General features: G+C 60.0%; 10 protein-coding genes and 1 pseudogene. 5 read left to right on the top strand and 6 right to left on the bottom strand.

Annotated elements, in window-relative coordinates; genetic code table 11:
• The first annotated feature begins 50 nt into the window (after positions 1-50).
• From sufC to FNJ47_RS19915, 3 genes are read left to right on the top strand one after another with little or no spacing between them, the layout of a single operon-like run.
• Complete coding sequence (gene sufC, locus FNJ47_RS19925) at positions 51-803, top strand: Fe-S cluster assembly ATPase SufC (protein WP_163156057.1); 753 nt, start codon at positions 51-53, stop codon at positions 801-803.
• A 19-nt stretch (positions 804-822) separates the two neighbouring features.
• Positions 823-2,145: a Fe-S cluster assembly protein SufD gene (gene sufD / locus FNJ47_RS19920; protein ID WP_163156055.1), complete on the top strand. Its 1,323-nt coding sequence runs from the start codon at positions 823-825 to the stop codon at positions 2,143-2,145.
• Positions 2,142-3,389, top strand: a complete 1,248-nt coding sequence (locus tag FNJ47_RS19915; protein WP_163156053.1) for a SufS family cysteine desulfurase — start codon at positions 2,142-2,144, stop codon at positions 3,387-3,389. Before sufD ends, FNJ47_RS19915 begins: the two co-directional genes overlap by 4 nt.
• 182 nt (positions 3,390-3,571) lie before the next feature.
• Here FNJ47_RS19915 and FNJ47_RS19910 read toward each other — a convergent pair.
• The 6 genes and pseudogenes from FNJ47_RS19910 to FNJ47_RS19885 all read right to left on the bottom strand — a co-directional run.
• Positions 3,572-3,748: pseudogene (locus FNJ47_RS19910) on the bottom strand (transposase); the annotation flags it as partial.
• 452 nt (positions 3,749-4,200) lie between these two features.
• Positions 4,201-6,084 carry a TRAP transporter large permease gene (locus FNJ47_RS19905; protein ID WP_175068397.1) on the bottom strand — a complete coding sequence of 628 codons (1,884 nt, stop codon included), beginning with the start codon at positions 6,082-6,084 and terminating at the stop codon, positions 4,201-4,203.
• Between the two features lie 3 nt (positions 6,085-6,087).
• Positions 6,088-7,113 (bottom strand): TRAP transporter substrate-binding protein, encoded by a 1,026-nt coding sequence (locus FNJ47_RS19900; protein ID WP_163156051.1) that lies wholly within the window; start codon positions 7,111-7,113, stop codon positions 6,088-6,090.
• A gap of 164 nt (positions 7,114-7,277) precedes the next feature.
• Positions 7,278-8,288: a transketolase family protein gene (locus FNJ47_RS19895; RefSeq protein WP_163156049.1), complete on the bottom strand. Its 1,011-nt coding sequence runs from the start codon at positions 8,286-8,288 to the stop codon at positions 7,278-7,280.
• The gene (locus tag FNJ47_RS19890; RefSeq protein WP_163156047.1) at positions 8,285-9,130 is read right to left on the bottom strand and encodes a transketolase; all 846 of its coding nucleotides are present in this window, start codon (positions 9,128-9,130) and stop codon (positions 8,285-8,287) included. The genes FNJ47_RS19895 and FNJ47_RS19890 overlap by 4 nt, the downstream gene beginning before the upstream one ends.
• A gap of 20 nt (positions 9,131-9,150) precedes the next feature.
• Positions 9,151-9,900 carry an SDR family NAD(P)-dependent oxidoreductase gene (locus tag FNJ47_RS19885; protein ID WP_163156045.1) on the bottom strand — a complete coding sequence of 250 codons (750 nt, stop codon included), beginning with the start codon at positions 9,898-9,900 and terminating at the stop codon, positions 9,151-9,153.
• Positions 9,901-10,039: 139 nt separating this feature from the next.
• On the opposite strand from FNJ47_RS19885, the gene FNJ47_RS19880 reads away from it, so the two are divergent.
• The gene (locus FNJ47_RS19880) at positions 10,040-10,921 is read left to right on the top strand and encodes a LysR substrate-binding domain-containing protein (RefSeq protein WP_050420793.1); all 882 of its coding nucleotides are present in this window, start codon (positions 10,040-10,042) and stop codon (positions 10,919-10,921) included.
• A gap of 390 nt (positions 10,922-11,311) precedes the next feature.
• The coding region (gene nifD, locus FNJ47_RS19875; protein ID WP_163156043.1) for a nitrogenase molybdenum-iron protein alpha chain at positions 11,312-12,517 on the top strand (1,206 nt) is incomplete at its 3' end.

Here is a 12,517-nt window from a genome sequence, read left to right as displayed (position 1 = left end):
GAACGCGGCTCGCCGTTCCGGACGACGCATTTTGAGGGATCGGATCAAAAATGACGCTGCTCGAAATCCAAGATCTGCATGTTGGTGTCGACAGTCGTGAAATAATCCGTGGCCTCGATCTTATGGTCAATGCGGGCGAAGTGCACGCGATCATGGGGCCGAACGGCTCCGGCAAGTCGACGCTGTCGCACGTCATCGCCGGCAAGCCGGGCTATGAAGTCACGGGCGGCCAGATCCTGTTCAGGGGCGAGGACCTCCTGGAGATGGAGCCCAATGAGCGCGCCGCCAAGGGCGTGTTTCTGGCGTTCCAGTACCCGGTCGAGATTCCCGGCGTCACCACCATGAACTTCCTGCGCACGGCGCTGAACGCCCAGCGCAAGGCGCGCGGCCGAGGGGAATTATCCACGCCCGAATTTCTGAAAAAGGTCCGTGAGGTGGCCGGGTCACTCAACATTACCCGGGATATGCTCAAGCGGGGCGTCAATGTCGGCTTCTCGGGCGGCGAGAAGAAGCGCAACGAGGTACTGCAGATGGCGTTGTTCGAGCCGAGTCTATGCATACTGGACGAGATCGATTCCGGGCTGGATATCGACGCTCTGCGTATTGTCGCGAGCGGCATCAACGGCCTGCGTTCGCCGGAAAGGACGATGATCGTGATCACCCACTATCAGCGGCTCCTTCATTACATCGTGCCCGATTATGTGCACGTGATGTCGAAAGGCCGCGTCGTGAAGAGTGGCGGCAAGGAACTCGCGCTGGAACTCGAGGCCTGTGGCTACGCCCAGTTCGAAACCGCGGCCTGACGGCTCAAGGGATTTCCCCATGAAGCAAGTATTGGCTAAGGCCGATGCCGGGTCCGCAACGAGCAATTTTCTCGCAGCCGCGCTCGAACGGTTGCCTGGCGCGGGCCTCGTCCCCCATATCCGTGCGAGGGCATTCGAAGCCTATGAGCGCGCCGGCCTGCCGCATCGGCGCATGGAGGCCTGGAGATACACGGATCTGCGTGCCCTGATCAGCGAGGTGTTGCCACTCGCTCCGCGACCGGATGCAGCGGCGTTGGCGCGCGCAAAGGCGTCGGCCAGGCGAGTGGCTGTCGATCAGGCGGTCAAATTGGTCTTGGTGGACGGCATATTCGCGCCTGAGCTATCGGATCTCGGCGAGTTGGAAAACGAGCTCCATGTGCAGTCACTGCGAGAGGTGTTGGAGAATTCGGCCACTGGCGCAATGGCCGGGTTGGTGCTTTCGACGACGGACGATGCGGTGATTTCGCTCAATGCGGCAATGGCCTCAGATGGTCTGGTAATTTCGATTGCCGAAGGCAACACGATTAGACGCCCTATTCAAATCGTTCAGGTCGCAACGGGATCGTCGGTGTCCGCTTTTACACGCTCATATCTGCAGCTCGATAAAGGGGCGCATGCGACCGTGGTGCAAAGTTTCATCTCGGCCGAAGGCGCGAGCGGCTATCAGGCCAACGATGTCTTAATCGCCCTGGCTGGGGACGAGGCGAGCCTTTCGCATCTCCGCATAGCGGCTGACGCCGCTGATGCGGTGAACATCTCGTCGGGGATTATCGCGGTCGGCACCAGAGCTAAGCTCGATCTCTTCAGCATGACGTGCAGCGGCTCCATCAATCGCTATCAGGGATTCGTGACGCTGGGTGGCGAGGGATCCAAGCTCTCTGCGAACGGGGTTAATCTCATAAAAGATAAACTGCACGCCGACACAACAATCGTGGTAGACCACGCCGTGCCGCATTGCACCAGTCGGCAGAAGTTCCGCGCGGTCGTTGATGATTGCGGCCGCTCGGTGTTTCAGGGCCGAATCGTTGTTCGTCCCGTCGCCCAGAAGACCGTCGCCAGCCTGTCGACCCGAGCGTTGCTCTTATCCGATCAGGCCGAGGCGGACAATAAGCCGGAACTTGAAATCTCGGCCGACAACGTGACCTGCAGCCATGGAGCTACCTCAGGAGCGCTGGATGGTAATCTCGTATTCTATCTGCGCGCGCGGGGGCTATCCGACAAGGATGCGCAGATGTTGCTCATTAAGGCGTTCATTGGAGAGTCGATTGAGGAGATCTTCGCCGATAACCTGCGCGATTTTGTGACCGCGCAAGCTGAACACTGGCTGCAGGAACGGCTGTGAGCGAACATCCCGCGGTCAGCGATGGTCGTTACGAGGTCGACCGTCTACGTAGTGACTTTCCGGCGCTGGCCATGACCGTTTACGGCAAGCCGCTTGTCTACCTCGATAACGCTGCGTCCGCACAAAAGCCAAATGCGGTACTTGACCGCATGATGCAGGTGTACTCCAGCGAATATGCCAACGTTCATCGCGGCTTGCACTATCTCGCCAATGCGGCGACCGAGGCGTATGAAGGTGCCCGTGCCAAGGTGGCGCGGTTTGTGAACGCGCATTTGAACGAAGAGATCATCTTCACCCGCAGCGCCACCGAGGCAATCAATCTGGTCGCGCAGACGTTTGGTCGTGAGCGCATCAACCCGGGTGATGAGATCGTTCTGTCAATCTTGGAACACCACTCCAATATTGTGCCGTGGCATTTTCTTAGGGAACGGCTCGGTGCAGTGATCAAATGGGCACCAGTGGATGATGACGGTAACTTCTTGCTCGATGACTTTGAGCGACTGCTGACCTCGCGCACCAAGATGGTCGCGATCACACAGATGTCAAATGTGCTCGGCACGGTCTTGCCGGTGAAAGACCTGGTGAGAGTCGCACATGCTCGTGGTATCCCGGTGCTGGTCGACGGTTCACAGGGATGCGTCCATCTGAGCGTCGACGTCTGCGACATTGATTGCGATTTCTACGTCATGACCGGCCACAAACTCTATGGTCCGACCGGAATCGGCGTGCTTTACGGAAAATCCGAGCATCTGGCATCGATGACGCCCTTCAATGGCGGCGGCGAGATGATCCGCGAGGTCTCGCGTTCCGGCGTCATTTATGGGGATCCGCCGCACCGGTTCGAAGCGGGTACGCCGCCGATCGTTGAGGCGATCGGGTTGGGCGCAGCCGTGGATTACATCAATTCGATAGGCAAGGTGCAGATCCGCAAGCACGAGAGCGCACTGCTCGCTTACACGCAGGAGAAGCTCGGGGACATCAACTTCGTGCGCATGATCGGGACGCCGGCCGAGAAGGGGCCGATCATCTCGTTTGATGTGAAAGGTGCGCATGCGCACGATATTGCCACCGTCGTCGATCGCGCCGGCGTAGCGGTGCGGGCGGGGGCGCACTGCGCGATGCCGCTGCTCAAGCGCTTCGGCACACTGGCAACATGCCGTGCGTCCCTTGGACTTTACAACACCCGTGAAGAAATTGATGTGCTCGCGCGCGCACTTATCAAGGCACGCCAGCTATTGGCGTGATCGGCGGGCGTGCTGCATCAAGGTGAGAGGGAGGCTGCATTGAGCTGCGAAGTAGAATGACGTCGTGCCTGATCATCGTCATCGCAGAAGGTCAACACCTGAGGTCTCGGCAAGCTAAGTTCGCATTGGCAAGCCTGGTCGGCCAGGGCACCTTGCAGCCGTTTTTCCTTTGCGTCCGCCTTCGTCGAGCGCGGGGTCCGTAGTTCTAACGGCAGGTCGCGCCATGGCGCACCTGAACGCAGGACCCAAAAGATGCCATTAAGCACGCGACGGACATTTACGCGCTGAACGCCACGCGGCTTGTTCGGCAGCATCGGTTTGATGGCGGTCCATTCGTAATCGCTGAGTTCGTAGTGCATGATTCGAGGCTCCAAATTCGGAGCTTGAATCATGTTTCGGGCCGGCCATCAATCGGCAACGCCCCGCGGCCGTACCGGTAACGCTTTGCATATGCTTCCGCTTTCGGCGGCATAGCGGACTTGGCCGGGCTTGCTAGTGGCTCGACCCGGTCGTCCATGATCGAAGTGGACATGACGTAGGATTGGCCTTCCAGAGGCTAGTCGCGCTGTCGTGAAAGTAATCGGAGCTTCGAGCGAAGGGCGACCCGCATTCACGTCAGGCCTTTTCGAAAACTCGCATGGTGATCTGGTCGATGCGCGATCCATAGTCGGGTATGCCCCTGAACGCCGTGTGTCGCTTCGCGCCCGGATCGTTGCCTCCACGAGGGGCAAAGAACTGTGCGAACAACCTGTCTAGCTCGCCAGAAGCTCACCTTGCGGACGATCTCCGCAGCTGAGACGTTTCGCGGATTTTAAAGGAAACCTATGGAAATCCACGGCACTGCAGCCACTATGACCGTGCCGAGGACCAGGGCCAGCATGTACGCCAGGATCGGACCCATGCCTTCGTCGGGATGAATCCGGCTGATGGCGCACGCCGCATAGTAGCCGACGCCGAATGGCGGCGCGAAAAGTCCAATCCCCATCGCCAGAACGACGACCATGGCATAGTGGACCTCATGCACCCCCACCTGACGGGCAATGGGGAAAAGCAGCGGACCGAAGAGCACGATGGCAGGGATGCCTTCGAGCACGCTTCCCAGGACGACGAACGCAAGGATGGTGACGATCAGAAATATCGGCGCACCACCCGGCAAGGAGGTCATGAACTTCGCAAGAGATGCCGAGAAGCCCGATTGGGTCAAAGCCCAGGCCATCCCCGTCGCCGCACCGATGATGAAGAGGATCGCGCCGGAAAGGGCCGCGGTCTCAACCAACATCGGATAGAGGCGACGCCAGTCGAACCGGCGATAGATAAAAAGCCCGGCCAATACGGAATAGACGATGCCTATCGTCGAGACCTCGGTGGCTGTTGCTACCCCCTCGACCACTGCGGCGCGGATCACAAATGGAAGGGCAATGGCGGGAATCGCGATCAGAAAGGAACGGCCGATTTCACGCCTGGTCGCCCGCTGAACGTGCGACAAATCCTCTCGACGGTACCGCCACCACACTACCGCGCACAGTCCGACCGCGAGCACGATCGCCGGCAACAACCCGCCCGTGAACAGGGCCGCGATCGACACACCCGTCACCGATCCGATCGTGATCAACACCAATGATGGGGGGATCGTCTCGGTCTGAGCACCGGTCGCCGCCAGGAGCGCGACGAGGTCACCACGCTTCGCGCCGCGTCTGGTCATTTCGGGGAAGAGCACAGGCGCTATTGCTGCCATATCGGCCGCCTTGGATCCCGAAATACCCGAGACCAGATACATCGCACCGACCAGCACATATTGGAGGCCGCCCCGAACGTGGCCGAGCAGGCTGGCGAGGAAACCGACCATAGCGCGGGCCATGCCGGTCATTTCGATCAACAAGCCGAGGAACACGAACATCGGCACCGCGAGCAGGATGAGATGGCTCATGCCTTCGTCCATGCGACCGATAACGACCACGTCGGGTGTGCTGGTCGTCAGTGTTAGGTAGCCGATGGTCGCCAGGCCGAACGCGAAGGCGATCGGCACCGCTGCGAAAACCATGGCGCCAACGATAAACACGAAGAAGATCAGCAGGTTCAGATTGCCGAGGGGTTTAAGGATTGGTGCGAGCAGCGCGAGAACCCCGATCAGCGTTCCTACCGCAGCGATTGCAGCCGCAAGGTGCTTCACATTGGCTGTGGCTGCCAGCCTCAGGGTGGCTACGACCAGCATCAAGCCGACGCCGACCGGCAGGGCGGCCGCGCGCCAAGTGTTGACTATTCCCAGAGCCGGAGTTGTGACGAAGACTTCGTCGGCCGCAAACTCGTAGGCGGGGCGAACTACCAGAAGCAGGAACGCGAACGTGGCAGCCGTCGCAAAGACGTCAAGGAACAACCTGGCTTCCGGTCGGATCATGCCAACGATGGCCGTCATCCGCATATGCTCGGCCCGCTGGAAGGCGACGACCGATCCCAGCATCGCCAGCCATAGAAACAGGATGCCGGCGAGCTCATCCGACCAGACAATCGGGGTGTGGAGCACGTAGCGAGAGACGATGCCGACGAAAAGGACGATCACCTCCGCAATGACCAGCAGTGCGGCAGGAATGGCGGCGACGGGTTTCAGTGCCTTGTTCAGGCTCACAACAGCCTTGCGCCATCCGGAGGCAGGCTCAGGAAGAGCAAGTGTCGCCCCGTCCATGTGCGCATGTTCCATGGCTCACCTCAACTTGCCCGCGGCTTTCTCAAGTTGAACCCAGGCCTCCTCGCCGAATTTGGATTTCCAGTCGGCATAGAAGCTCGTCTTTGCCAGCGCCTGCCGGAAGGCGGATCGGTCGACGTCGAGGAATTGCATCCCCTTGGCTGTCAAATCGGTGCGGAGGGACTCACTGAGCTTTGCGATGTCGGCTCGTTCATCGTTGGCCGAGCGATCGAATTCGCGCGTCACGATCTCTTGCACGTCCTGCGGAAGCTTCTGGAACGCGCGCTTGTTGCCGAGGATCCAGTAATTGTCCCAGACGTGACCCGTCAGGCTGCAGGTCTTCTGCACCTCATACAGGCGCGCCGTTGCTATGATCGGAAGGGGATTTTCCTGACCGTCCACGACCTTGGTCTGGAGCGCGGAATAGACCTCGTTGAAGTTGATCGGCGCTGGTCCTGCCCCGAGCGCAAGAAAGAGCGACGTCAGATTGGGTGCGGCAGGTACCCTGAGCTTGAAGCCCTTGAGGTCGTCCGGTGTCTTGATCTTACGGCCCGACGACGTGATGTGGCGGAAGCCATTGTCCCAAGGTTTGGACACCGCCATGACGGGCGTCTTGGCGATCTGCGCGCGGATGTAGGCGCCGAGTTCGCCGTCCATGGCCTTCCAGACGGCATCGTAGTTGGGGAAGAGGAAGCCGAGATTCACGATGCCAGCGGCGGGTACAAGGGTGGCGAGGATCAGAGAGGAGAGGTTGAAAAGCTCGACGCTACCGTTGCGAACCTGCGTCAGCAGATCCGTATCCGAGCCAAGCTGGTTGGCCGGGAAGAGATTGATTTCCAGGCGTCCGCTAGTCGCTTCCTTAATGCGATCGGCGGCCTCCTTGGCCCGAGCGTTCACCGGATGCGCGGGGTCCTGCCCGGTCGCAAGCTTGTAAGTGAACTCTGCGGCGGCGGCCGGGCGGCTGAGGATGGCGCACAACGGGACGGCCGCGCCGGCCAGGAGCAACTTGCGACGGGTGATGGCAGTCGATTTGCGTTGGGTCATTGCTTCCTCCTTGTTGAGTATCGGTATGTTGTCGGCAGCAGTACGCTTCTGCAGCTCCGGCCGGTTCTCGGGCACCGGCCGTCAGGCAGCGGCCATCGTTCTCCGCGGCGACGCCGCGTAAGCGATTCTTCCCTCAGTCGAACTTGACGTATCGAGGTGCGCGCTTAGCGCAGCCACCCCTTGATCTGCCTTGCAACTTCGGCAGTCGAAATGCCGTAGCGATCGTGCAGCGTGGGAAGCGCCCCAGCGGCAAGGAACTCATCGGGCAACGCGATCTGGCGGAAGGTGGGATGGACGTCGGAGCGCATCAACAACGCTGCAACCGCCTCTCCGAGCCCGCCGATGATGGTATGGTTCTCGGCGACCACGACGAGACGGCCAGGTTTCCCTGCTTCGCGCAGTATCGCTTCGTGGTCGAGCGGCTTGATTGTCGGGACATGCAGCACGGCCACGTCCACGCTATCACCGGCGAGTTCCTTTGCGGCTTCCAGCGCCCGCATGGTCATGATTCCAGAGGAGATGATCAGGATGTCCCGACCGCCCCGAATCAAGGATGCCTTGCCGAGCCTGAATTGATAGTTGTACTCGTCCAGGACGAGGGGCACCTGACCACGCAAGAGCCGCATATATACGGGTCCGTGATGCGCCGCGATGGCCGGAACGATCTGCTCGATCTCATGAGCGTCGCAGGGATCGATCACGGTCATGTTCGGCATTGCGCGGAACAGCGCGAGGTCTTCCGCCGCCTGGTGGCTTGGGCCGTAGCCGGAGGTGAGACCTGGCAAGGCGCAGACGATCTTTACGTTGCGGTCTTCCTCTGCAATCGTCTGGTGGATGAAATCGTAGGCGCGCCGCGAGGCGAACACCGCATAAGTCGTAGCGAAGGGCATGAATCCTTCAGCCGCCATGCCCGAAGCCGCACCGTAGAGGAGCTGCTCCGCCATACCCATTTGATAGTAGCGGTCTGGAAACTCCTTCGCGAAAATGTGCAAGTCCGTGTACTTGCCCAGATCGGCGGTGAGGCCCACCACCTCGGGGCGGCTCCGGGCCAATTCGACAAGCGCGTTACCGAACGGCGCCGGTTTCGTCTTTTGTCCCTCGGCGGCGATCGACGCGATCATCGCGGAGGTGGTGAGCCGCGGTTTCCCGGGCGTAGCTGAGGTAGCCGACTTCATGACCTGTCTCCCGCATCAAGTTCTGCCAGCGCCAATTTCCATTCGTGCGCTTCGACCCGAATGAAGTGGTTCTTTTCTCGCTGTTCGAGGAACGGAACTCCCTTGCCCATGACAGTGTCGGCGATGATGATCCTCGGTTGCGGCTCGGGGTGCGAAATCGTCGCGTCGAATGCTGCCACGACGGCGTCCAGGTCATTGCCGTCGACTCGGCGCACGAACCAGCCGAAGGCCTCGAGCTTGTCGACCAACGGCTCGAACCCCATCATCTGTTTCGAAGGGCCGTCGGCCTGCTGGTTGTTGACGTCAATGATCGCGATCAAATTGTCGAGCTTGTGGTGTGCAGCCGACATCATCGCTTCCCACTTCGAACCCTCGTCCAGCTCTCCGTCCGAGAACAGCGTGAAGACGCGGCTCTTGGAGCCCTTGCGCTTCAACCCGAGGCCCATGCCGACCGCGATGCTCAGTCCGAGCCCCAGGGACCCGCCGGACATTTCCATGCCGGGCGTGTAGGACGCCATGCCTGACATCGGCAGGCGGCTTTCGTCGAAGCCATACGTCTCGAGTTCGACTTCGGGGATAATGCCGGCCTCGATCAGTGCGGCATAAAGGGCGATCGCGTAGTGACCGTTGGAAAGGAGGAAACGGTCGCGATCTTCCCAGGTGGGCTCCTCAGGCCGGTAGCGCATCGCGTGAAAATATGCGACCGCCAACACGTCGGAAATATCGAGCGCCTGCGCGATATAGCCCTGGCCTTGAACTTCGCCCATGCGCAGGGCATTGCGGCGAATGTTGCGCGCACGCTGCGAAAGGCTAGGCGCGTTGACAAGTGAACTCGTGGACATCCGTCTCTCCATCGCTGCTCTTAGTGAATGAGCATCCCGCCGTTGACGTCGATCACGGCGCCGGTGACGTATGCCGAGAGGTCCGATGCGAGAAATGTGTAGATGCCGGCAACGTCCTTGGCCTCCCCGAGCCGTCCCAGCGGAATGCCTTCCAGGATCTTCGCTTTCATCTCGTCGTTGAGCTTGCCGGAGGTGATGTCGGTGCCTATCAATCCCGGCGTGACGCAGTTGACGCGGATACCATCGGCGCCAAATTCCCGAGCCATCGCCTTGGCAAGCCCAAGGACCCCCGCCTTCGCCGCCGAGTAGTGCGGACCACCGAAAATGCCGCCGCCGCGCTGGGCCGATACCGACGACATGCATGCAATCGATCCCGACTTGCGCTTCCGCATATGCGGGATCACTGCCTGGGACAGGAACAGAATGCCCTTGAGGTTGACGTCCTGGATACGGTCCCAGTCGGCCGGCGTGATGTCGAGGAATTTGACCGGCTGTGTGATGCCGGCATTGTTGATCAGGATATCGATTTGGCCGAAACCGTCGACGACAGCTTCGACTGCCTTCTGACACGAAGCCTGGTCGGCGACGTTGCAAGCAATTCCGATATGAGCGTCGCCGAGGCCTTGCGCGGCGGCTAGTGCGGCGGTCCCATCGATGTCGAGGATGGCAACCCGCGCGCCCTCTTCGCCAAATCGCCTGGCGGTCGCGAGGCCAATCCCGCGGGGCGAGGCCGCCCCTGTGATGATCGCCGTTTTGCCGCGAAGCAGCATTCGAATCCTCCCTGTCCCTGTCGTTTTGGACGCCGCGGGTGGCAGCCGGTCCTCTTGCCCCATTGCTAGAGCCGAGGGGCCGGCCGGGACAAACGCGCAGTTGTCTTGGATGTGTGAATCTGGTTCACTTATGGGTATGCTGCTGTCGAGCATCCCGATCTCCGCTATCCGGGCCTTCGAAGCGGCTGCGCGCACTGGCTCCTTCAGCGACGCGGCCGACGAATTGCATTTGACGCCGAGCGCCGTCAGCCACGCGATCCGCAAGCTGGAAAGCACCATGAGCACCGTTCTGTTCGAGCGGAGTGCTCGTTCCGTCCGTCTAACGCCCGCTGGCGAGAACCTGATGCGCCACGCCGGTGCGGCCTTCGACAATTTGCGGCGCGGGATCGAAGAAGTCGCAGGTCGCGGGCCGCAGCTCCTGAGGGTGCATTGTGCGCCAAGTTTCGCAGCGCAATGGCTGGCCCCGCGCCTGACCAAATTTCTCGCGGCCGAACCGAAACTGGAGGTTCGGCTCGCCGCCAATACGGAGTACGCCCGCTTCACGAACGACGATTTCGATCTGGACATCGTCTACGGTTCACCTCGCGGTGAGGGCCTCGAAGTGATCCCGCTTGGTGAAGAAACCGTCACCCCTCTGTGTGCTCCTCAGATCGCGAAGAGAATCCGCCAGCCAAAGGATTTGTTGAGCCAAGTTCTTATTCGCTCCGACGTGAAGCAGGTTCAATGGTATCAATGGTTCGCCGCGAACGGGCTCGAACCTCCAGCGATCCATGGAATGCGATTCGACCGCAGCTTCCTCGCAATAGCCATGGCTTGCGGCGGGGTTGGCGTGACGTTGGAATCAACTCGGTTGGCTGAAAGTGAGATAGCATCGGGGCGCCTGATAGCGCCCCTGGCTGGCCGCTCCACCGACATCCGCTACGTTGGTCATCATCTAGTGTTCCCGCGCGCTGGCCGTCAGCGCCGCGCTTTGCAGACCTTCGTGGAATGGATCAGGTCTGAGATTGCGCCAAGTTTATAGAGTAGCGTGAACTGGAGCTGACGTTCGCTCCTCACCCTTCGCGTTATTTCGTCGCGCTGCGGAATTTGGTCGCTATCGGGCCATAGCGGATTCTGGCAAGCCGTCCGCCCGGCAGATTTATGGGTTCACGTCTAGAACGAAAACACGCGCTGATAGCTGAGCGGGGCCATTTCGCATATAGGTCCCCCTTGTTCCGTTTCGAACAGGTCAAACCAAGAAGCCTCCGAGCAAAGCGCGATGTCGCGTTCGCAACAACGGCGTTGCCCCCGCGCGAGACGCGCTAACTGCCGTTAATCGTTATGGGTTTTGTGTTCGCGAAGCGCTGGCATGCTGGTTGCAAAAGTTCTGGTCAGAAGCCGCTCTTGCAACAGCTAACCTTGAGGACATCAGATGAGTCTCGCCACGACCCAGAGTATCGCAGATATCAGGGCTCGCAACAAACAGCTGATCGAGGAGGTGCTGAAGGTCTATCCGGAGAAAACCGCGAAAAGGCGTGCCAAGCACCTCAACGTTCACCAGGCCGGCAAGTCCGACTGCGGGGTGAAGTCCAACATCAAATCCATACCCGGCGTGATGACGATCCGGGGCTGCGCCTACGCGGGATCCAAGGGCGTGGTTTGGGGACCTATCAAGGACATGGTCCATATCAGCCATGGTCCTGTTGGCTGCGGCCAGTATTCGTGGGGATCGCGCCGCAACTATTATGTTGGTACGACGGGGATCGATAGCTTCGTGACCCTGCAATTCACCTCCGACTTCCAGGAAAAGGATATCGTATTCGGTGGTGACAAGAAGCTGGTCAAAGTTCTTGACGAAATCCAGGAGCTGTTTCCTCTCAACAACGGCATCACCATCCAATCGGAATGCCCGATCGGACTGATCGGCGACGATATCGAGGCTGTCTCAAGAACTAAATCCAAGGAGTATGGAGGCAAGACCATCGTGCCGGTCCGCTGCGAGGGTTTTCGTGGCGTGTCGCAGTCACTAGGTCACCACATTGCCAACGACGCGGTGCGTGACTGGATCTTCGACAAGCTCGAGCCCGACAGCGCACCAAAGTTCGAGCCGACGCCTTACGATGTTGCAATCATCGGCGACTACAATATCGGCGGCGATGCCTGGTCATCGCGAATTCTGCTGGAGGAAATGGGCCTGCGGGTGATCGCGCAGTGGTCCGGCGACGGTTCACTCGCTGAACTCGAGGCAACTCCGAAAGCCAAGCTCAACCTTCTGCATTGCTACCGTTCAATGAACTACATCTCCCGCCACATGGAAGAGAAATTCGGCATCCCCTGGTGCGAATACAACTTCTTCGGACCTTCAAAGATCGCAGAATCGCTGCGGAAGATTGCGGCCTATTTCGACGACAAGATCAAGGAAGGGGCCGAGCGGGTGATTGAAAAGTACCAGCCGCTGGTCAACGCGGTGGTTGCGAAGTATCGCCCGCGCCTGGAGGGCCGAACGGTCATGCTGTATGTCGGCGGGCTTCGTCCGCGTCATGTGATTGGTGCCTACGAAGACCTCGGGATGGAAGTCGTGGGCACCGGATACGAGTTTGGCCACAACGACGATTATCAGCGCACCGCTCAGAACTAC

The organism is Bradyrhizobium uaiense (genome assembly GCF_010811875.1).
Lineage (GTDB): Bacteria > Pseudomonadota > Alphaproteobacteria > Rhizobiales > Xanthobacteraceae > Bradyrhizobium > Bradyrhizobium uaiense.
This window is presented reverse-complemented; position numbering and strand designations above follow the sequence as displayed.

Coding starts and splice junctions, on each gene's coding strand:
- sufC (WP_163156057.1), top strand. CDS start 51: ATGACGCTGCTCGAAATCCAAGATCTGCATGTTGGTGTCGACAGTCGT.
- sufD (WP_163156055.1), top strand. CDS start 823: ATGAAGCAAGTATTGGCTAAGGCCGATGCCGGGTCCGCAACGAGCAAT.
- FNJ47_RS19905 (WP_175068397.1), bottom strand. CDS start 6,084: ATGGAACATGCGCACATGGACGGGGCGACACTTGCTCTTCCTGAGCCT.
- FNJ47_RS19900 (WP_163156051.1), bottom strand. CDS start 7,113: ATGACCCAACGCAAATCGACTGCCATCACCCGTCGCAAGTTGCTCCTG.
- FNJ47_RS19895 (WP_163156049.1), bottom strand. CDS start 8,288: ATGAAGTCGGCTACCTCAGCTACGCCCGGGAAACCGCGGCTCACCACC.
- FNJ47_RS19890 (WP_163156047.1), bottom strand. CDS start 9,130: ATGTCCACGAGTTCACTTGTCAACGCGCCTAGCCTTTCGCAGCGTGCG.
- FNJ47_RS19885 (WP_163156045.1), bottom strand. CDS start 9,900: ATGCTGCTTCGCGGCAAAACGGCGATCATCACAGGGGCGGCCTCGCCC.